The following is a 19,464-nucleotide window of genomic DNA, read 5'->3' as shown; positions in this document are numbered from 1 at the left end:
AACCCCGGTGGTCGTGGCACGTGGGCCCCGGACGAGCGCCGCGTGACGACCGTGACGATCGCCGTGCCCGGTGTGCGGCGGAACCTGAGGCTGCGCGTCGCCGGTGTGCTCGGCGCGGTACTGGCCCTGCACGTCCTGGGCTGGACCCTGTTCCTGCTGGAGTCGCGAACCTACGCGGGAGCCGGTGCCTTCGCGGGCGCAGGCACGCTCGCCTACGCGCTGGGGGTGCGGCACGCCTTCGACGCCGACCACATCGCGGCGATCGACGACGCCACCCGGCTGATGGTCGCGCAGGGCAGACGTCCGGTGGGTGTCGGCTTCTTCTTCGCGCTCGGACACTCCTCCGTCGTCGTGGTCCTCGCCCTGGTGGCCGCGTTCGCCGCCGGGTGGGTCTCCGTGGGGGACCTCGGTCCGGTCGAGGAGGTCGGCGGGCTGGTCGCGGCCGCAGTGGCGGTCCTGTTCCTGCTCGCGGTGGCGGGGATCAACGCCGTCGTCCTGAGGGGGCTGGTCCTGGCCCGCCGGCGGTACCGGGCCGGCGAGGCCGACGAGGAGCAGATCGAGCTCCTCCTCCTGAACCGCGGGCTGCTCAACCGGGTCCTCGGCGGGCGGGCGCGTGCCTTGGTGCGTTCGTCCTGGCACATGTACCCCCTCGGCATCCTGTTCGGCCTGGGGCTGGAGACGGCCTCGGAGGTCGCGCTGCTGGCGTTGTCGGCAACGACCGTGTCCGACGGCGGGCTCTCCTTCCTCGCGGTGCTGTCGCTGCCTCTGTTGTTCGCCGCAGGCATGAGCGCCTTCGACACCTGCGACGGGTTGCTGATGACCCGGGCCTACGCCTGGTCCCAGCAGAAACCGGCCCGCCGGCTCTCGTACAACATCCTCACCACCGCTCTGACCGTCGCGATCGGCGCCTTCGTCTCCAGCGTCTACCTGGCCGGCCTGCTGGCCGACGAGGCCGGCTGGACCTGGCTCACGCCGTACGGCGCGTTGGCCGGGCACTTCGAGTACATCGGCTACGCCGTCGCCGCCCTGTTCCTGGCCGTCTGGGCGACGGCCGCTGTCCGCCGCCGGGCCGTGCCCGACGGTCCCGGCGGCGTCCCCGAGCGCTCAGCCGTCCGCCCGTCGGTCCACGTCTGATCCTGAGGAGCTGCTCCATGCCCACGACCCCGCGATCCTTCTCCGGGGAGGCGCTGACCCACGCCGCCCGTACGGCCCGGTTGGAAATCGCCTCCGAGCGGGCGGAGTTCGTCGGCCCCACGGCGGAGGCGATCTACGCACTGATCGACCGGCTCGACGACGTCCCGCTCGGGGAAACCCCGCCCGCCACCGCCTTCGATGCCCGCTGGGGAGCCTGAGCATGGAGCCGTTCGAGCTGTCGCTCACCGCTGCCGCCGGGGAGATCGAGGCCCGCCGGCTGTCGCCGGTCGAGCTCATCGATTCGGTCCTGGCCCGGATCGAGGCGACCGAGGGGGCGTTGAACGCCTATGCCTGTGTGACCGCGGAGCCGGCCCGCAAGGCCGCCGCGCAGGCCGAGCAGGAGATCGCCGCCGGCCGGTACCGCGGTCCCCTCCACGGCATCCCCCTGGGGGTGAAGGACCTCTACGACACCGCCGGGGTGCCGACCACCTGCAGCTCCGCGGTTCGTGCGGGCAACGTGCCGGACACCGACGCGGTGGCCGTCGAACGCCTCGTCGCCGCGGGGATGATCCCTGTCGGCAAGACCCACACCCACGAGTTCGCCTTCGGTGCCATCACCCCCACCACGCGCAACCCCTGGGACACCGGGCGCATCCCGGGCGGGTCCAGCGGCGGTTCGGGGGCGGCGGTCGCGTCCGGCACCTGCATGGTCGGGCTGGGCAGCGACACGGCCGGCTCGATCCGCATCCCGGCCAGTCTCTGCGGCACGGTGGGGCTCAAGCCCACGTACGGCCGCGCATCCCGCCGCGGCGTCGCGTCGCTCTCGTGGTCCCTGGACCACGTAGGACCGCTCTCCCGCAACGTGGTCGACTGTGCCCTGGTCATGAACGAGATCGCGGGCTTCGACCGGCTCGACCCCGCGACCGTCGACGTCCCCGTGCCCGACTACACCAGCGGGCTCGACCGCGGGATCGCCGGGCTGCGGGTCGGCGTGCCGTCCAACTACTACTTCGACCGGGTGCACGAGGACGTCGCGGCCGCGGTGCACGCGGCCATCGGCGTGCTCGACGGGCTGGGTGCCGAGCTGCGCGAGGTGACCATCCCGTACGCCGACGAGATCCTTGCCGCCGAATGGGGGATCCTGCTGCCCGAGGCGAGCGCCTACCACCAGGAGATGCTGCGGACCAAGGGCGATCTGTACACCGAGGACGTGCGGCTGTTCCTCGAGGTGGGCGAGTTGGTTCTGGCAACCGACTACATCAAGGCGCTCCGGGTCCGCACCTTGATGCAGCAGGCGTGGGCGAGGATGTACGACGACATCGACGTCCTCGTGACCCCCGCGATGCCTGTCGCCGCCCCGGAGGTGGGCGCGACGGAGCTGACCTGGCCCGACGGGAGCTCCGAGGACGTCACCACCGCGCTCGTGCGGCTGACCTCGCCGGGGAACCTGACCGGCCTCCCGGCCCTGTCGCTGCCCGTCGGCTTCGACGCCGCCGGACTGCCCCTGGGCATGCAGGTGACCGGACGGCCCTTCGACGAGGTGACGGTCCTCAGGGTCGGGACGGCCTACGAGGGCGCGGTCACCACGGTGGGCCGGATCGCTCCGGTCGTGTGATGCCGTCGGGCCCGGTCCGCGCAGGTGTGCACTGCCGGACCGGGTCAGGCGTTCTTCAGGACGCGGGCCTCCCAGGGGCAGAGCAGGGCGGGGTTCTCGGCGAGCAGCCGGCCGAGCAGCAACCGGCCGTCCGCCGCCTGGGCAGCAGCAGGAGGACGAACAGCGTGCGACGACAGCCCTGCTGGCGACACGTCGAGACAGCCCCCCGGGCGACCCGCCCAGGCCGGTGCGTGCGGTGGAGTCGTGCTCACAGCCCCGGGGTGGGGGCGGCAAGAGCCACGTGCACCTCGGGGACGTGCGCGAAGGTGTTGGAGACGTAACAGACCCGCTTGGCGGGCTCCAGAAGCGGTTCGACGTGCTCGGCCGGCAGGCTGGTGCGCACGGTCAGGACGAGCGCACCGAACTTCTGGCCGGCGTAACTACCCGTCGCCGTGACCTCCAGATCGGGCAGTTCCAGCCCGCGTTTCCTCGCGGCCCAGGCGAGTGCCAGGGCGTAGCAGGACGACAGGGAGGCCAGCAGCAGGTCGGTGGGCATCGGTCCCAGGCCGGTGCCGCCGACCGCCGCCGGTTCGTCGACGACCAGCCGGAACCCGCCCGCGTCCACCGAACAGAGCCAGCCGCCCTGCCAGGTGGCGACGGCGGTGTTCGTACCGCCGCGCTCAGTGGTCGTGGTCATGTCCGTGGTCATGTCCGTGGTCGTGCTCGTGCTCGTGGTCGTGGCCCGCCGGACGCGCGGCGAATGCCGCGGACCGCGCCACGAGCTCCTCCGCCGGCACGAGGTCCTCACTCGCGAGCACCTGCTCCAGCGCCTGCAGCCAGCAGCGGTAGTAGCTGAAACACTCCCCCACCGGGTGGTCGGCCTCCCACGCCGCGATCCGTGCGATGAGCACCTCGCGGAACGCGTCATAGGACAGCACTCCGCGGTCGGCCAGGGCCATGGTCAGGCCGAAGGCGCGGCCCTCCCACGGCTCGGCGAACACCAGTTCACCGTTGGCGCGCGGCGGCGCCGCCGGACCCTCGACGTCCAGCGGGAGGGTCGCCGTCGTCACGGCGCCAGCACCTTCGTCACGCCCACCATCGAGTCCCGGGTGACGAGCGCAGCCAGCTCTTCCTCCGACATGGACTCGGTGCCGGCCGGGCGTTCGGGCAGCACCAGGTAGCGCACCTCGGAGCTGGAGTCCATCACCCGCACCTCCACGCCCGGGTCCAGCTCGGTGCCCCACTCGGCGAGCACGGCACGCGGCTCCTTGACCACGCGCGCCCGGTAGGCGGGGTCCTTGTACCAGGACGGCGGCAGCCCGAGGACCGGCCACGGGTAGCAGGAGCAGAGGGTGCAGACCACGACGTGGTGTACGTCCGGAGTGTTCTCGAGGACGACCATGTGCTCGCCCTGGGGCCCCTTGAAGCCGAGCGCCGCGATCGCCGCGGTGCCGTCGGCGAGCAGGTGCTGCTTGTACTCCGGGTCCGTCCACGCCTTGGCCACGACCTTCGCCCCGTTCATCGGGCCGACGGCGGTCTCGTAGGTGCGGATGAAGGTCTCGATCGTCTTCGTGTCGATCAGCCCGCGCTCGAGCAGCAGCGACTCCAGCGCCTCGGCGCGCAGCGCCGGGGAGATGGTCGGGTCGACGGTGGCTTCCACCTCGGTCATCAGGCCTTCTCCAGGTAGCTCTCGTAGAGGTCGAGGGTCAGCGTGAACGGTTCGGCGTCCTCTCCCCACAGCTCGTGCGCGGCGAACTCGACGGCGTAGACGTGCTGGGGGTTCTCCCCGACGAAGTGGGCCGCGGTGTCGGGCAGCACCTGCGCCGGCTGCACCGCGGTGACGGTGCCGGTTCTGCCGCGGGCATAGGACGGCAGCCGGTCGTGCGTCGAGGGGACGCTGGTCCGCGTAGTGACCGCGTCGCCGACCGCGAAGGCCGGTGACTCCTCGACGGTGCGCAGGTTGCCGCCGCCACCGCTGGGCATGGTGGGCTTGTGCGGCTCGGGGACGGCGGGCTCTTCCACCCGGCCACCCCTCAGGTTCTCCGCCCGGGCCGCGACCGCGCCCGGCGCCAGGATGCCGCTGTCCACCAGCAGGATCTCGGCGCTGGCCAGCCAGCGCTCGTAGTAACCCGACAGGTACTCCGGCTCGGGCACCCGCTCGATGGCGTGCCGGAAGGCGTGCAGGTTCGCCCCCGAGACCCGGTTCGCCAGCAGCGCCAGGGCGAATGCCTTGCCCTCCCACTCCGCGTGGAAGACCGGCTCCTGGGGGTCGATGGTCGGGAGCGGCCCGAAGTGCTCGGCCTTGCCACCCATGTCGTGCACGCCGTCCATGACGGGTCCTCCTGGCGTCGTCGCGAGTAGGGACCCACCGGTACGGCGACCGGCGCTGCTGGTCCGCCGATCGCCGTACTGGCGGGTGTGGCTGAACGGGTCAGACGGTCCAGGTGTTGAGCTGGAACGCCTTCTCCTTCCACGCGTAGAGCGCGGAGTCCAGGACGTCGAGCGGGTTGAAAGCCTTGACGCCCTCGATGAGGTCGTCCTCGCGGAAGCCGTACAGGGCGCCCATGGCGAAGCGGCAGGCGTAGATCGTCGCCCCTTCCTTCATGAGGACCTTGAGCTGCTCGTTGACCGCCAGGTTGCCCGGGAAGCCCTCGGCCCCGACGGACGGGTAGCCGCGGGTGGCCGAGGCCAGCAGGACGGCCGGCCCGTACAGCACGATGCTGACGTCGAAGCCCTTGCGAACGAGGCGCGTCGAGGTCTTCAGGTTCACCAGCGCCACCGAGCCCTCGAACGGGACGGTGTGGATGAACACGAACGCCTTCTGGCCGGGCTCGGCCTTGATGTCCGGGAACACCTTCTCGCTGGTGTCGTACAGGATGTCGCCCTCTTGGGCCTTCGGGATGTCGACGGTCTTCGTGCTCATGCGTGTTCCTCCTGGGCTGGGATGCGAACCGGCATACGGGTCGTGCAGTGCGGTGGTACTGGCCGTCAGACGGCCGGGCCCTTCACCTGGTCAGGTGTGTGCCAGGTCCGCCGGTGGCTGCCCGGCATCGCGAGCATCACCTTGGACCGCAGCTTCCAGGGCAGCTTGTGGTAGATCGGGACGTAGACCTTCTGCCAGAAGATGTCCACCCCGCGTGGCGGTGGTGGCAGCGGCGCCCCGCGCCGGCGGGCGACCTCGACCTGGGCGGCGGTCAGCAGTTGCTTCTCCGAGACCGCACGGACCCAGCGGGCGAACGCCACCTCAGGACCCCAGCCGGGACAGCGCGTTCTGGGCCGCCATGGCGATCGGCTCGTTGAGCGCGCCGATGGGCGGGGAGTAGACGTTCTCCATCGTGGCCAGGTCGCGCAGCGTGATGCCGGTGCGGACGGCCATCGCCAGGAAGTCGGCCCGCTCCTTGATCCCCTCGCCGCCGACCATCTGGGCGCCGATGAGCCGGAGGCTGCCCGGCTCCGCGAGGAGCTTGACCTTGACCGGCTTCATGTCCGGGAAGTAGCGGGCCCGGGAGATGCCCTGGGCCTCTCCCATGACGTAGGGGATACCGATCGCGGTGGCCAGCGTCTCGGAGAAGGAGACCCCGCCGATCATCCACTTGCCGGCGACCATGCCCCAGGGGACGTAGACCGGCTGGTAGGCCCGCTTCCCCCCTGCGGCGTTGACCCCGGCGACCTTGCCCTGTGCGTACGCGTGGCTGCCGGACAGCCCCTGTACCGGCACGTTGCTCACGCCGTGCGGGATCTCGGCACAGTCACCCGCGGCCCAGACGTGAGGGGCCGAGGTCGCCATCGTCTCGTCGACGATGAACCCACCGGCCGACCCGGTCGTGAGACCGGCCGCAGCGCCGAGCCGGGTCTGCGGCTCCTTGTGCGTGCACACGACCAGGAGGTCGCAGGCGATCTCGCCGTCCGAGGTCGCGACCGCCCGCACCTTGCCTGCGGCGTCACCCAGGATGGCCTCGAGCTTGGTGTTGAAGTGCAGCGTGGCGCCCATCTCGAGCCAGGAGTCCTGGACCGGCTTGGCGATGTCCGGGTCGGTGGCCATCGACAGGGCCCACGGGCTCGGGTCGACCAGGTGGGTCTCGATGCCGCGGTGACACAGTGCGGTGACCATCTCCATGCCCAGCGGGCCGGCCTCGAGGACCACGGCGCTCCGGACGCCGTCCAGGGTCTTGTCCCACTCCATGGCCTCGCGGATGTTCTTCATGTAGTAGATGCCGGACAGGTCGTTGCCCGGCACGTCGGGCCGGCCGTAGTCCCAGCCCGTGGCCACGACCAGCGAGTCGTAGGGGACCGGCCGACCCGCCACGGTGACGGTCTTCGCCCGGACGTCGATCGCCTCGACGGCGGTCTCGTAGCGGATATCGATGCCCTGGTCGGCGTACTGCTGCTTGGTGCCGAGGAAGAGGCGCTCGAAGTCCGGGATCTCCCCGCCGTGCACGTAGGGGATCCCGCAGGGGCTGTAGGCGGCGTCCTGGTACTCGGTGTAGACGGTGATCTCGGCGGTCGGATCGGTGCCCCTGGCTGCTCCCGCGGCGCCGATGCCCGCGGCACCGCCACCTATGATCAGGATGCGCTTGGCCACGTAGGCCCTCCTTCGCCGGGCAGGACCCGCGTAGACGTTGAGCATGAGGAACGGGACGTCCACTATGGTGGGCAGAAGCGAATGGCGGCGTCAAGGGTTGTTCGAGAGGTACGTCACAGGCGTCCACCTGGCTCCCACTCCGTCGAGCACCACGTCGCGCCCACGGGGGGTTGATCAGTGACCGAGGACCTCAGCCGGATCGTCTCGGGGATCGGCCCGAAGCTACGCACGCTGCGCAAGCAGGCCGGCCTCTCACTGCAGCAGTTGGCGGTCAAGGCCGACGTCTCCGCGGCCGCGATCCACAAGATCGAGCAGAGCGGCATGGTCCCGACCATCACGACCCTGCTCAAGGTGGCCGGGGCCCTGGGGCGACCGGTCGCCTACTTCGTGGACGAGGAAGAAGTGGCCTCGGACCCGACCGTCTTCGTCCGGGAGGGCGAGCAGCGGCCCATCCTGACTTCGCACACCGGCATCGACCTGGCCGGCATCAGCGGCACCTACGGTCGCTTCTACCTCGCCGGGGCCCGCGCCACCGTGCTGCCGGGGGCCAGTAGCGGTGACCACTTCCTGGAGCACCCCGGCGAGGAACTCGTCTACCTGCTCGAAGGCGAGCTGGAGTTCGTCGTGAACCAGCAGACCTACCGGCTGCAGCCCGGCGACTCACTGCACTTCCGCACCGTGCAGCAACACTCCTGGCGCAACCCGGGCAGCGTGGACGCGGTCGCGCTCTGGATGGCGCTGCGCCCCCAGTAGCGGACACGCCCCCGCCAGCACGGGTCCCCACCAGCGGCAGCCACCGCGGCCCTCCCGCAGAACCGCCCCGCGGGCGGGGTTCAGGCGGGCACGGGCCGCGACGTGCGCTGCTCCAGTCCGGTGTACACCGCCAGATGGCGGCGGGCGCTCTCGTGCCAGGTGAAGCGGTCCGCCACGGCCCGGCCGGCCTGCACGAGTGCCGCCCGCCGGTCCTCGTCCTGCAGGACGGACAGAAGGGCCCCGGCGAGGCCCTCGACGTCGCCGAGGGCGACCAGCAGAGCGTCCCGGCCAGGGACGAGGTACTCGCGGAAGACCGGGAGATCGCTGGTGACGACCGGCAGCCCGGCGCTCATCGCCTCGAGGACGGCCAGCCCGAAGCCCTCCTTGACCGAGGGGAAGGCGAGCACGTCGGCGGCCTGGTACCAGGAAGCCATGTCCTCCTCCGGAACCGTCCCCACCTCCACGACGTCGCGGCCGAGCTCGAGTCCGAGCTCCGGGAGCTCGGCCAGCACGGCGTCGCGGTAGGCGCGGTAGTCCTGGAAGGAGTGGCCGCCGAGGACGGCGAGCACCGGAGCGAGGCCGCTCCGGTCGCGGAGCCGGGCAAGCGCACGCACCAGCGAGTCGCTGCCCTTGCGCGGCTCGAGCCCGCCGACGGCCAGGATCAGCGGGCGGTTCCGGGCCCCCACCCCCCACCGCAGCTGCGCGGCGCGCTCCCGCGAACCTGCGGCGTACTTGGCGACGTCGACCCCGTTGGGCACCACCCCGGGCCGGACGCCGTACTCCCGGCTGAGGATCTCCCGCCACACCTCGGTGACGGCCAGCACGACGTCCGGTTCGAGGATCGCCTGGCGCTGACAGTCCATCAGGATCTGGCTGGAGAAGTCGTCGACATGGTGCACGGTGCGCACCACCGGCACGCCGTACCCCGCGTCCCGGACGCGCGCGGCCGCTCGGGCGCTGATGCAGTCCTGCGCGTGCAGGACCGTTTCCGGGGCGGCCCGGACGACGTCGAGCAGGGCCCGCTCGATGCAGTCGATGCTGCCGGCCACCTTCTCCTCGAGATCAGCGGCACCCGTCGGTCCGGGAACGAGGGTGACCGGCACCCGCACCGGCCGGAAGAACCCGGTGGCCGGGTCCCCGAGAGCGACCACCCGCACGGGCACACCGAGGTCGTGCAGCGCCTCGGCGAGCTCGAGGGTGTGCACGACCCCCCCGCGGGGTTTGGTCGAGTAGGTCAGCAGGGCGATCGGCCGGTCGGTCACGGTCCCTCCTCGCCTGCGCTCGTGGGGCCGGCGACCTGGGGTGCCCTGCCCATGGGTGACCTCGCGAGCTCGGTCACAGCCCCTCCTCCGCGAGTCCGGGTTCACGGCGGACGAGGGCGGCGGCGGCGTACGCCGCGCGGGCGTTGGTCTCCGGCACGATGCAGCCGGCCTCCTCCAGGACGGCGCGCTGCCGCGAGTAGACCTGCGGATCCGCCTCCGTGCCCAGCAGGTAGGCGACGACCTGCGGGCCACCGCCGGCCATGAGCTCGGCGCAGACCGGGGCGAGCTGACCCGCCGGGTCCTCGTGGCTGCCGTGGCCGATCACGACGTCGAGCAGGATGACCGCGATCGTCGGGTCCTCCGCGGTGGCGCGCAACAACTCCAGCCGGCCGCTCGGGTCGATCATCGGGTGCGGCCGCCCCTGGGTGTACTCCTCCGCGCCCAGGTCGAGCAGCACGTGGGCACGCTCGGGAGCCGGCAGTCCGTGGTCCTTGCGCAGTGGCTCGTTCGAGTAGACCGGGCCCAGCAGGCTCTCCAGCACGTACTGCGCCTCGTAGCAGAGCGTGCCGCCCGAGAAGAGCCCGCGCACGGTCGTCCGCCCGGCGCCGAGGCGCTCGGCGGCGGCCGCGACCCGGCCGCACAGCCCCTCGTTCAGGGCGGGCGGGAATGCCCCGGTCAGTGCGGCGGCAGCGAGCGCCCCCTGCTCCAGGGTCGGGGCCAACCGGACGCCCTCGGGCGGCTCCAGATCGTCCAGGCCGAGGAAGACCGCGACCGCGGCGGTGTCCCGGCACTCGGCCAGCACGGCCTCCGCTGCCCCGGCGGAGGGAGGCTTGGAGACCAGCAGCACGGCGCTCGTGCCCGGGTCCGCGTCCAGGGCCCGGGCCGCGAGCTGGGCCATCCGGCCGCCGACCGCCTCGGAGAGGTCCCGCCCCCCGACGCCGATGACCTGGGAGACCCGGACCCCCCAGCGGTCCAGCAGGGCAGAGACTTCCTGAGCCCCCGTCCCGGCCGCTGCCACGACGCCGACGGCGCCGCCCCCTTCTGCGCGCAGTTCGTTGGCAAAGCCGAGCCCGGTACCGCCGAGGACCGCGGTCCCCGCACCGGGGCCCATCACCAGCAACCCGAGTCGCGCCGCCCGCTCCTTGAGCTCGACCTCCTCCTCCAGCGGGACGTTGTCGCTGAAGAGCAGGACGTGCAGGCCGGCTGTCAAGGCGTGATGGGCCTCCAGCGCCGCGTACTCCCCCGGCACGGAGACGATGGCCACGTCGATGCCCGGGGTCCGGCGCACGGCCTCGGCCGTGCTGGTCGGCGGCTTCTCCTCGGTCGCCCCGCCACTCGTCTCCCGCTCGCTGAAGGCGGCGTCCCGGCCGGCGTCGAGCGCGGCCTCGAGGGTCTCGTCGTCCTCGGCCCGTACCGCGAGCACCAGGTCGTTGGCGCCCAGTCCGTCCAGCTCGCTGCCGGAGAACCCGGCCGCGGCCAGGTCCTCCAGGCCACGCCTGCTCGCCATCACCGCGCCGGCCCAGCTGACCCCGGGGCGCTCGTCCATGGTCACGGTGGTGACCATCAGGAGCAAGGAGTCCAGATAGGTGTCCTTGTGGACCCGCATCCCGCTCGCGGTCATGATGCGCTCCCCACGGCGACGTGTGCCGGCTCGATGCAGGTGCCCGTCCCCGGGCGGCCCGCGGCGGCCGCCGCCAGCATGCGGGCAGAGGTGATGATGACCCGGTGACCGCCGTCCTCCAGGAAGCGCAGGGCCGCGCTGATCTTCGGACCCATGCTGCCGGGGGGGAACTGACCGTTCTGGAGGTGGCGCGCGGCCTCCTCGGGCGTGAGCCGGTGCGCCGGCCGCTGCTCGGGGGTGCCGTAGTCCAGGAGCACGGAGTCCACCCCGGTCAGCAGGTAGAGCTCGTCGGCCCCCACAGCGGTCGCGAGCGCCGCCGCGGCGTGGTCCTTGTCGATCACGGCGTCGATCCCGGTCATCGCGCCGTCCCCTCCCAGACTGACCGCGACCCCGCCGCCACCGGCCGCGAGCACCACGTGCCCGGCCTGCAGCAAGGTGCGGACGGCGTCCATCTCGATGATCCGGGCGGGCCGCGGCGAGGCGACGACACGGCGGTACCCGCGCCCGGAGTCCTCCACGACCTGCCAACCACGCTCGCGGGCCAGCTGGTCGGCCCGCTCGCGGCTGAGGAACGGACCGATCGGCTTCGTCGGGTGCTCGAAAGCCGGGTCCTGCGGGTCGATGCCCGCGTGCGTCACCACGCAGACGGCGGTGCCGGGGCCGCACTCACGGTCGATCGCCCGCACCAGGACGCTGCCGAGCTGCCCCTGCGTCATAGCGCAGAGCTGGTGCAGCGGTTGCGCGGGGACGAGGTGTTCCGAGGCGTTCTGCTGCATCGCCAGGTTGCCCACCTGGGGGCCGTTGCCGTGCACGACCGCGATCTGCCACCCGGAGCGGACGAGGGCAGCGAGACTGCCCGCCATCTCCGCCGCGTTGGCCTCGATCTCGGTCCAGGTGCCGTCCTGGCCGGCGGCCGTGAGGGCGTTGCCGCCCACGGCCACGACCGCAGTCGCCGGCACGGGCGCTGCCGATGAAGGCGCTGCCGTCGAGGACATGGCCGTCATGGCTGCAGCACCGGGGGGGCATGCCGCGCCGGCAACCCGCATCGGATAGGAAACGACATGTCCAGCATAGTGGAGTCTTCGAGGGGCGAGCGCAATGACCGATCCGCACCAGATCGCTGACGACCCGTACGCCGGCACTCCCGCGGTCCACGGCGATCCAGCGATCACCGCGGGCCCCGACGACGCCTCGGTGCCTACCCTGACGGCGGCCTCCTGGCAGCAGGCGGAGGCGCAGCTCTACCCCGCCGTGACGGAGCGGCCGGACCTGTATCAGCGCATCGTCCTCCTGGTCCGCCGCACGGTCGACCGGCTTCGCGAGCAGGGCCCGTCCACCAGCGCCCTTCTCGCGGCGGCCGACCGCGGGGCGGAGCTGGTCGCGCAGGTGGTGGACGAGAGCGGGGTGAGCGCCGCCGAGCTCGATCTCGACCTGGTGGCCCGCGCGGCACTGGCCATGCGGTACCGCGAGGTGCGCGGCGAGCAGTCCCTCCTGCGCCGCCTCCGACTGATCGCCGAGGCACGCCGCGCGGGGCAACCGTGGGTGGTGACCGAGGAGGCGGGTCACCCCGAGGGTGACCCGTTCCTGCCCTACCACCGACTCGAGGTGGAGGTGGAGACCGGTCGCGCGCTGCTGGTGTCGGCCACCGCGGACGACGACTTCCGCGACGTGCACCACACCGTGCAGGTCGTGCAGGTGGACCTGGGCAGCGGCGCGGTGCAGGAGATCCCGACCGGGGAGCCCACCGCCACCTGCCCGGACGCTGCGGCCCGGGAGGCGCGCGCGAGCGCGATGAGGGCGGCTCGATGAAGGCACGACCGATCGGGTCTTGACAGAGACGGACCTCACATCGAGTGTTTCCTTTAGTGAACGCGCGCCCACTCGGCGCGACCGCTCGGAGGAAGGCCTCGGATGACCGTCACCGCAGACACCCCGACCGCGACAGCGCCTCCTCCCGCGCTGTCGGCCGAGGAGTTGGCTCAGCTGCTGACCGCGGTGCAGAGCTCGGGTCTGCGCGTCGAGGTCCCGCTGGACGCCCGAGCCGGCGGCGCGGGCCCGGCGGACGCCGGGATGCTCTACATCGAGGGCGTGCAGACGACCGTCCCGACCAACGCCTCCTACGTGGCGGACTCCCCCTACGCCCTGCGCGGTGAGGACGACGGCAGCTGGGGTGTCTACCGCGACGGCGTACGCCTCGCCGGCGCAGCGCTCGCCCCACGGCCGAAGTACTACGACCTCACCACCGCAGACGGTATCCCCTACCACCAGATCGCCCTGCTGCACCTGGACTCCATGGCGAGCACCGTGCTGCAGACCTGCGCCTACTGGGGCAACGACGACCAGTGCGCGTTCTGCGGGATCGGCGTCACCCTGGCAGCGGGGCGCACCATCGCCAAGAAGACGCCGGCCATGCTCGCCGAGGTGGCGGTCGCCGCCCGTGACCTCGACGGCGCGGTCGACGCCACGCTGACCACCGGCAGCACCGCCACCCCCGACCGCGGCGCCATGTATGTCGCCCGGTGCGGCGAGGCGGTCAAGCAGGCCGCCGGGCTCCCCGTCCAGGTGCAGTTCGAGCCACCGGCCGATCTCGACGTCATCGACCGGGTCGCCGACATGGGCATCGACTCGGTCGGCATCCACGTGGAGACGTTCGACCCCGCCGTGCTCGCCCGGGTGGCACCGGGCAAGGCCCGCTGGGGGATCGAGGCCTACTTCTCCGCCTGGGAGCGGGCCGTCAAGGCGTTCGGATCCGGTCAGGTGTCCACCTACGTGATCCTCGGGATGGGCGAGGACGAGCAGACGACCATCGACGGCTGCAAGCGCGCCATCGACCTGGGCGTCTACCCCTTCATCGTCCCCCTGCGTCCGGTACCGGGCAGCCTCATGGAGGACCTGCTCCCACCGCCGCGGGAGGCCGTCGAGGCCGTGTACCGCAAGGTCGTTCCCTACCTGGCGAAGAAGGGCATGTCCTCCGCAGGGGTCGCTGCCGGGTGCGCGCGGTGCCAGGCCTGTTCGGGCATCGGGGCCTTCGAGCGGATGGACGGTGGGATCAGTGACGGACGTCCGTCTCTCCCGCTCTTCACCTCCCACTGAGGAGTCGCTCGCCTGCCGGCCCGTCCGGGGGCCGCTGGAACTTGCCGCACACCACGAGATCCGCCGAGCGGTGTTCGTCGCCGAGCAGGGCCTCTTCGCCGCCGACGATCACGACGAGCACGATGAGCACCCGGCGACCGTGCACGTCCTCGGCTTCGTCCACGGGGAGCCGGCGGGCACGGTGCGGCTGTACCCGCTGAGCGGCACGCTGTGGAAGGGCGATCGGCTCGCGGTTCTGCCCGAACACCGCCGCTCGCACATCGGCGGGCCCTTGGTGCGGCTCGCAGTTGCCCTCGCCGGCGACCGTGGCGGCAGCCGGATGAACGCCCTCGTCCAGGCCCCGAACGTGCGGTTCTTCGTGCATCTGGGGTGGTCGCCCGTCGGTGGGCCCGAGGACCACCTCGGCGTGCTGCACCAGCGGATGACGATCCCGCTGGCGCGGCGGTGAGCACCGCCGCCCGGCGGATCGAGGGCTCATCGCCGCAGGTTCGTCACACCCTCAGCCGTCAGGTCGAAGACGGTCACCTGCTCGCCCGACCGTGCCAGCCGCACCTCGCCGCTGTCGTCGAGCTCGCCGATCGGCTGCGCGGTCAGACCGCGGTCGCGGAACCCTTCGAGGCAGCTCTCCACACGGTCCGCCGGGCAGGTCAGCAGGAAGGCGAACGCAGGGAAGCAGCTCAGCCAGTCGGCGAGCGGGACCCCGTCCGGGACGGGCAGGACGTCGAGGTCGACGGTCACGCCGAGCCGCTGCGGCTCCAGCAGCATCGCCAGCGACCCCACCAGGCCCGCCATGCTGACGTCCTTCGCCGCCACCGCGGCGCCGGTCGCCGCCAGGTCGGCCAGCAGGCGCACGTCCCCTGCCATGCGCGCACCCCGCTCGCGGAAGGACGGGAAGAACAGGAAGTCCGGGCGCATCGCGCCTTCCAGGCAGCATCCGAGCACGAGCACCTGACCGGCCGCAGCGTGGTTGGCCGACAGCACGCGGTCGGCCCGGCCGATGCCGAAGGCGGACAGCGCCGGCGTCCCGTCCGTGCGGGTGAGGTGCCCCCCCACGATGGGGACGTCGTACATCCCGGCCGCCCAGCGCATGCCCCGCAGGGCCTCCCGGGTGATCTGCTCGGGTCCGACCACCGTGTCGAGCAGGGCGACGGGTCGCGCGCCCATGGCGGCGAGGTCGTTGATGTTGGCCAGGACGGCCGCGATCCCGGCGCCGTAGGGGTCGGCGGCCACGAACGCCGGCAGGATCGCCTCGCCCCCCACCACGACGTGCCCCGATCCCTCGGGCAGCACCGCACCGTCGTCGCCCGGACCGGCATACCAGTCGCCACCGCCCAGCACGTCGGCGACCAGGCCGATGTCGGCCTTGGCCAGGACGCCCGGCAGCCCCCGCAGGTGGTCGGCGAGGCTCGCGAGGTCGGACACGGGCGGCTCCTGTGGGTCGGGTCGGCGGAAGGTGGCTGTTTACGATGGTGAACGCCATGCCGACCTTCCTCAACCTGCCACAGCGCACGGCGAAGCCACGCCGGCGGGGCATCACGCATGTGCTCGACAAGGGCCTGCCCGTCGCCGAGATCGCCCCGCTGCTGCGCGTGTGCGGAGCCTATGTCGATGTCTGGAAGCTGGGCTGGGGCACCGCGTACCTCGACCCCGGGCTTGCCGAGAAGCTGAGGGTGCTGGACGGGCACGGCGTGCTCGCCTGCGCCGGCGGGACGCTGCTCGAGGTCGCCTGGCAGCAGGGCGCGGTGGAGCCCTACCTGCAGTGGGCCGCCGAGGTCGGGTTCCCCTGCGTCGAGGTGTCCTGCGGCGTCGCCCCGATGAGCGCCGACGACAAACGCGCGCTGATCGAGGCGGCCGCGGACCGTTTCATCGTGCTCGCCGAGATCGGCGCGAAGGACCCCACGGCAGAGGTCTCCCCGGCGGTCTGGGCGGCCGACGCCGCCGCCGACCTCGCCGCCGGGGCGACCTGGGTGGTGACCGAGGGCCGGGAGAGCGGCACGGTCGGGTTGTTCGACCCCACCGGCGAGGTGCGCTCCGATGTCGTCGACGCGGTCGTCGAGTCCGTCGGGATCGGCACCACGGTGTTCGAGGCGCCGCGCAAGGAGCAGCAGGCCTGGCTGATCCGTCGCTTCGGCCCGGACGTCAACCTGGCCAACGTCGCCCCGTCGGACGCGCTCGGGCTGGAGGCGCTGCGGCTGGGGCTGCGCGCGGACACCTTCGACGCCACCCCTGGCCGGGTGCACGTCCGGTGAGCACCTTCCCCGACCGCTACCGCGAGGTCTCGGTGACCGACGTCGATGTGCCGCTGGAACTCGAGCCCCTGCGAGCCCTGCTGACCTCCCGGCCGGTCTACCGCCGCAGCCGGTACGTCGTCGTGCGCCGCGGGGCGGAGACCGCGCTGGTCGAGGTGATCCGGGGAGCGACCAGCGGGTTGTTCTCGGCCGTCGAGGACGTCGTGCTGCTGGCGAGCCCGGCCGAGACCGTCTACCTGCACCGCCCCGAGCTGGACACCGGCGTCCCCAGCAACCTGGTCAGGGCCGCACAGGCCGCGCCGGACGCCCGGTGCGTGGTCGTCGAGGGTTCGTACGGGCACGTGAGCTTCGTGCTGGACCCGGACCCGGTGCGCCTGCACGTTCTCGACGTCGCCCCGCCCTGGCCGGCCAAGCTGCTCGACCAGGTGGAGCGGGTACTGGAGACCGCCGACGACCTGACCGGCGTGCTGCCGGTCCCCCACGTCGTGGAGCTCCCCGACCTGTTGCCCGGCGAACCGACGGGCCACTACCTGCTGCCGTGCCGGGGCGGTGGCATGGACGTGCCCGGCGCCGAGGTGTCCTACCTCGACGAGGTGCCTCCGAAGGCCGATTGGACCCTGCTGGGTTGCGCCCGGTCCCGCGCCATCCACGACTTCTTCTACGAGGGACCGGTCCGCCAGGTCGACACCTGCCCACGCACCCTCGCCGCCGGGGTGGAGCTGCCCCCCGGCGAGGTGCTGCTGACCAAGTGCTGCCTGCTGGAGAACCACGTCGAGGTCGACGGCCGGGTGGTCATCACTCCGTGGGGGGCCTCCTTCGGGCACCTGCGCGAGGCCCTCGAGGCGGCCGCGGAGCTGGCCGAGCAAGCATGACGATCTCCGGCGCCCGCATCTCCGACTCGACGATGTACGGGCACCTCTGGGGCACGCCCCCGGTCCGCGCGGTGTTCGAGGAGCGCGGCCGGCTGCAGGCCTGGCTGGATGTGCTGGCCGCGCTGGCGCGGGCGCAGGCGGCCGAGGGGCTGGTGCCCGCATCCGCCGCCGAGCAGATCACCGCCCGCGCCCGGGTGGAGCTGCTGGACCTGGATCTGGTCGCCGCCCAGACCCGGGCCACCGGGCACAGCACCCTCGGGCTGATCCGGGCGCTGCGCGAGGTGCTGCCCGCCGACGTGCATCCCCACGTCTACGTCGGGGCCACCGTGCAGGACCTCACCGACACGTGGACGTCGCTGGCCCTGCGCACCGTCCTCGGCGAGGTGCGGCGCGACCTGCTGCGCGCCGAGGAGCTGGCACTCGATCTCGCCGAACAGCACCGCGACACGCTGCTCGCCGGGCGGACGCACGGGCAGCCGGGCGCGCCGGTGACCTTCGGCTGGAAGGCCGCCTCCTGGGCCGACGAGATCCGCCGGCACCTCGACCGGCTGCGCGAGGGCACGCCGCGGTGGCTGGTCGGCCAGCTCGGCGGCGGCGTCGGCACCCTCGCCGCCCAGGGGCCCCGCGGGCTGCACGTGCGGGCCCGGTTCTGCGCCGAGCTGGGCCTCGCGGACCCCGGCATCTCGTGGCTCACCGCCCGGGACCGCATCGCCGAGGTGGGGAGCGTCCTCGCCATGGTCACCGGCACCCTGGCCCGCATCGGCAACGAGGTCTACGAGCTCCAGCGACCCGAGCTCGGTGAGCTGACAGAGCCGGTCCCCGCCGGGGTGGTCGGCAGCATCACGATGCCGCACAAGCGCAACCCCGAACGCAGTGAGCACCTGGACACCCTCGCCCGGCTGGTCCGCGCCTCGACGGCCGTGCTGCTGGAGGGCATGACCGGCGTGCACGAACGCGACGGGCGCAGCTGGAAGGCCGAGTGGGTCGCGCTGCCCGAGGTGTGCCTGCTCACCGCGACGTCCGCCTCGTTCGCCGTGGAGCTGCTGACCGGCCTGGAGGTCGACGTCGCCGGCATGCGGCGGAACCTGGACGACTACACCGGCAGCGAGCGGGCGCTCACCGTGCTCACCGAGCGCCTCGGCAAGCACGCCGCGCAGGAGGCCATGCAGGTCGCGCTCGCACAGGGCCGCCGCGCCGGGCGGCCGATGGCCGACGTGCTCGTCGAAGCCGGCCTGCTCAGCGGGCAGGAGGTCGCCGCGCTGGCACCTGATGCCGGCGCGGCCGGCGCGATGGTCGACCTGGTCGTGGCGCGAGCGCGCGCGGCGCGGGCGGCGGAGGGCGAGGCGTGACGCGGCAGGGCATCAGCGGCATGGCTCTGCTGCCCACCCCGCTGACCCCGGCTCCCCGGCTGGCGACGGCCCTCGGGCTCACCGGGCCGCTCTGGGTCAAGCGCGACGACCTCACCGGTTTCGCTGTCGCCGGCAACAAGGCACGCCAGCTCGAGCTGCTGGTCGAGGACGCCCGGGCACGTGGCGCCGACGTCCTGGTCACCGGCGGCACGCTCGGCTCCAACTTCGTGCAGGCCGCCGCGGCGGCCGCCGCCTGGGCCGGGCTGGGGTGCGTGCTGGTGCTCGCCGGGCCGCCCGTCCCTCGATCGGCACACCCGAACCTGGCCGCTGCCACCGCCTGGGGCGCCGAGGTCCGGTTCACCGACGACCTCGACCGGACCACCGTGGACGCGCAGCTACCGGTCGTCGCCGCCGAGCTCACCGCCGCCGGTTGCCGGCCCTACGTCGTCCCCCGGGGGGGCGCCAGCCCGGTCGGCGCCGAGGGTTATCGGCTCGCGGTCGACGAGGTCCTCGCCCAGCTCGACGGGCAGGCACCGGTCGTCGTCATCGCTGCCGGCGCCGGCGGGACCCTGGCCGGACTCGTCGCGGGCAACGTGGCGCTCGGACGGCCGCTGCGCATCGTCGGCGCCTCGGTGAGCCGCCCCCCGGCGGAGGTCAGCGCCCGGGTGCTCGAGCTCGCTTGCCAGGTCGCCGACCGGCGCGGTGAGCCCCGGCCGGTCGAGTCCGACGTCGAACTCGTCGACGCCCGGGGCCCCGGGCACGGCGTGGCGTCACCCGCCGGGGATGCCGCCGCCGCACTCGCCCTGCGCGCCGCCGGGCTGGTGCTCGACCCCGTGTACACGGCCAAGGCGCTCGCCGCGCTGCCCGCCGCCGCCGGAGGACAACCGGCGCTGTTCTGGCACACCGGTGGCCTGCTCGACGCCATCGCCGGACTCATGGGAGGCGACGGATGACA

Annotated in this window: 23 protein-coding genes; 11 read left to right on the top strand and 12 right to left on the bottom strand. The window is 72.8% G+C overall.

From position 1 onward, the window contains the following. The first annotated feature begins 42 nt into the window (after positions 1–42). The 3 genes from BMZ50_RS05670 to BMZ50_RS05660 are packed head-to-tail and all read left to right on the top strand — an operon-like array spanning position 43 to position 2,749. Positions 43–1,134 carry a HoxN/HupN/NixA family nickel/cobalt transporter gene (locus BMZ50_RS05670; protein ID WP_091322172.1) on the top strand — a complete coding sequence of 364 codons (1,092 nt, stop codon included), beginning with the start codon at positions 43–45 and terminating at the stop codon, positions 1,132–1,134. Positions 1,135–1,151: 17 nt separating this feature from the next. Next, positions 1,152–1,352 (top strand): hypothetical protein, encoded by a 201-nt coding sequence (locus BMZ50_RS05665; protein WP_091322170.1) that lies wholly within the window; start codon positions 1,152–1,154, stop codon positions 1,350–1,352. A gap of 2 nt (positions 1,353–1,354) precedes the next feature. Then, the gene (locus tag BMZ50_RS05660) at positions 1,355–2,749 is read left to right on the top strand and encodes an amidase (protein WP_091322168.1); all 1,395 of its coding nucleotides are present in this window, start codon (positions 1,355–1,357) and stop codon (positions 2,747–2,749) included. 44 nt (positions 2,750–2,793) lie between these two features. Here BMZ50_RS05660 and BMZ50_RS24030 read toward each other — a convergent pair whose 3' ends face one another. The 8 genes from BMZ50_RS24030 to BMZ50_RS05625 all read right to left on the bottom strand — a co-directional run bounded on the left by BMZ50_RS24030 (position 2,794) and on the right by BMZ50_RS05625 (position 7,310). Next, positions 2,794–2,940, bottom strand: a complete 147-nt coding sequence (locus BMZ50_RS24030) for a hypothetical protein (RefSeq protein WP_177212657.1) — start codon at positions 2,938–2,940, stop codon at positions 2,794–2,796. A gap of 56 nt (positions 2,941–2,996) precedes the next feature. Further along, positions 2,997–3,425: an OsmC family protein gene (locus tag BMZ50_RS05655; protein ID WP_177212656.1), complete on the bottom strand. Its 429-nt coding sequence runs from the start codon at positions 3,423–3,425 to the stop codon at positions 2,997–2,999. Next, positions 3,409–3,798 carry a nitrile hydratase accessory protein gene (locus BMZ50_RS05650; RefSeq protein ID WP_091322164.1) on the bottom strand — a complete coding sequence of 130 codons (390 nt, stop codon included), beginning with the start codon at positions 3,796–3,798 and terminating at the stop codon, positions 3,409–3,411. Before BMZ50_RS05650 ends, BMZ50_RS05655 begins: the two co-directional genes overlap by 17 nt. Then, the gene (gene nthA / locus BMZ50_RS05645) at positions 3,795–4,397 is read right to left on the bottom strand and encodes a nitrile hydratase subunit alpha (RefSeq protein ID WP_091322162.1); all 603 of its coding nucleotides are present in this window, start codon (positions 4,395–4,397) and stop codon (positions 3,795–3,797) included. Before nthA ends, BMZ50_RS05650 begins: the two co-directional genes overlap by 4 nt. Beyond that, positions 4,397–5,059: a nitrile hydratase subunit beta gene (nthB, locus tag BMZ50_RS05640; protein WP_091322161.1), complete on the bottom strand. Its 663-nt coding sequence runs from the start codon at positions 5,057–5,059 to the stop codon at positions 4,397–4,399. The genes nthA and nthB overlap by 1 nt, the downstream gene beginning before the upstream one ends. A 100-nt stretch (positions 5,060–5,159) precedes the next feature. Continuing rightward, positions 5,160–5,651, bottom strand: coding sequence for an MSMEG_0572/Sll0783 family nitrogen starvation response protein (locus tag BMZ50_RS05635; RefSeq protein WP_091322159.1), 492 nt, complete (start codon positions 5,649–5,651; stop codon positions 5,160–5,162). Positions 5,652–5,716: 65 nt separating this feature from the next. Beyond that, positions 5,717–5,971: a hypothetical protein gene (locus BMZ50_RS05630; protein ID WP_091322157.1), complete on the bottom strand. Its 255-nt coding sequence runs from the start codon at positions 5,969–5,971 to the stop codon at positions 5,717–5,719. 1 nt (position 5,972) lies between these two features. Next, complete coding sequence (locus BMZ50_RS05625; RefSeq protein WP_091322155.1) at positions 5,973–7,310, bottom strand: FAD-dependent oxidoreductase; 1,338 nt, start codon at positions 7,308–7,310, stop codon at positions 5,973–5,975. Between the two features lie 177 nt (positions 7,311–7,487). Here BMZ50_RS05625 and BMZ50_RS05620 point away from each other — a divergent pair, with 177 nt between their 5' ends. Continuing rightward, the gene (locus BMZ50_RS05620) at positions 7,488–8,063 is read left to right on the top strand and encodes a cupin domain-containing protein (protein ID WP_091322153.1); all 576 of its coding nucleotides are present in this window, start codon (positions 7,488–7,490) and stop codon (positions 8,061–8,063) included. Positions 8,064–8,143: 80 nt separating this feature from the next. Here BMZ50_RS05620 and BMZ50_RS05615 read toward each other — a convergent pair whose 3' ends face one another. The 3 genes from BMZ50_RS05615 to BMZ50_RS05605 all read right to left on the bottom strand — a co-directional run bounded on the left by BMZ50_RS05615 (position 8,144) and on the right by BMZ50_RS05605 (position 11,905). Beyond that, a complete protein-coding gene (locus BMZ50_RS05615) occupies positions 8,144–9,325 on the bottom strand; it encodes an MSMEG_0565 family glycosyltransferase (protein WP_177212655.1) in 1,182 nt (393 codons plus the stop codon). Positions 9,326–9,398: 73 nt separating this feature from the next. Next, a complete protein-coding gene (locus BMZ50_RS05610; protein WP_091322149.1) occupies positions 9,399–10,946 on the bottom strand; it encodes an AllF/FdrA family protein in 1,548 nt (515 codons plus the stop codon). Next, positions 10,943–11,905 carry a carbamate kinase gene (locus tag BMZ50_RS05605; RefSeq protein ID WP_091322147.1) on the bottom strand — a complete coding sequence of 321 codons (963 nt, stop codon included), beginning with the start codon at positions 11,903–11,905 and terminating at the stop codon, positions 10,943–10,945. Before BMZ50_RS05605 ends, BMZ50_RS05610 begins: the two co-directional genes overlap by 4 nt. 139 nt (positions 11,906–12,044) lie before the next feature. Between BMZ50_RS05605 and BMZ50_RS05600 the strand changes: the two genes are divergently transcribed. The 3 genes from BMZ50_RS05600 (at position 12,045) to BMZ50_RS05590 (ending at position 14,487) form a co-directional block, all read left to right on the top strand. Then, positions 12,045–12,755 (top strand): hypothetical protein, encoded by a 711-nt coding sequence (locus tag BMZ50_RS05600; protein ID WP_091322145.1) that lies wholly within the window; start codon positions 12,045–12,047, stop codon positions 12,753–12,755. Between the two features lie 102 nt (positions 12,756–12,857). After that, a complete protein-coding gene (locus BMZ50_RS05595) occupies positions 12,858–14,039 on the top strand; it encodes an MSMEG_0568 family radical SAM protein (protein WP_091322143.1) in 1,182 nt (393 codons plus the stop codon). After that, a complete protein-coding gene (locus tag BMZ50_RS05590; RefSeq protein WP_091322141.1) occupies positions 13,999–14,487 on the top strand; it encodes an MSMEG_0567/Sll0786 family nitrogen starvation N-acetyltransferase in 489 nt (162 codons plus the stop codon). The genes BMZ50_RS05595 and BMZ50_RS05590 overlap by 41 nt, the downstream gene beginning before the upstream one ends. A 26-nt stretch (positions 14,488–14,513) precedes the next feature. Here BMZ50_RS05590 and BMZ50_RS05585 read toward each other — a convergent pair whose 3' ends face one another. Next, positions 14,514–15,461 (bottom strand): AIR synthase related protein, encoded by a 948-nt coding sequence (locus tag BMZ50_RS05585; protein WP_091322139.1) that lies wholly within the window; start codon positions 15,459–15,461, stop codon positions 14,514–14,516. A gap of 56 nt (positions 15,462–15,517) precedes the next feature. Between BMZ50_RS05585 and BMZ50_RS05580 the strand changes: the two genes are divergently transcribed. The 4 genes from BMZ50_RS05580 to BMZ50_RS05565 are packed head-to-tail and all read left to right on the top strand — an operon-like array spanning position 15,518 to position 19,462. Continuing rightward, positions 15,518–16,288 (top strand): phosphosulfolactate synthase, encoded by a 771-nt coding sequence (locus tag BMZ50_RS05580; RefSeq protein ID WP_218146118.1) that lies wholly within the window; start codon positions 15,518–15,520, stop codon positions 16,286–16,288. Next, positions 16,285–17,160 (top strand): DUF7714 family protein, encoded by an 876-nt coding sequence (locus BMZ50_RS05575; RefSeq protein WP_091322137.1) that lies wholly within the window; start codon positions 16,285–16,287, stop codon positions 17,158–17,160. Before BMZ50_RS05580 ends, BMZ50_RS05575 begins: the two co-directional genes overlap by 4 nt. Then, complete coding sequence (locus BMZ50_RS05570) at positions 17,157–18,509, top strand: class-II fumarase/aspartase family protein (protein WP_091322135.1); 1,353 nt, start codon at positions 17,157–17,159, stop codon at positions 18,507–18,509. The genes BMZ50_RS05575 and BMZ50_RS05570 overlap by 4 nt, the downstream gene beginning before the upstream one ends. Further along, positions 18,506–19,462 (top strand): 1-aminocyclopropane-1-carboxylate deaminase/D-cysteine desulfhydrase, encoded by a 957-nt coding sequence (locus BMZ50_RS05565; RefSeq protein ID WP_218146117.1) that lies wholly within the window; start codon positions 18,506–18,508, stop codon positions 19,460–19,462. The genes BMZ50_RS05570 and BMZ50_RS05565 overlap by 4 nt, the downstream gene beginning before the upstream one ends. Positions 19,463–19,464: the final 2 nt, after the last annotated feature.

This window comes from Geodermatophilus ruber, assembly GCF_900114385.1.
GTDB lineage: Bacteria > Actinomycetota > Actinomycetes > Mycobacteriales > Geodermatophilaceae > Geodermatophilus > Geodermatophilus ruber.
The sequence above is the reverse complement of the archived record's forward strand: the minus strand, read 5'-3'. Positions and strand labels throughout refer to the sequence as shown.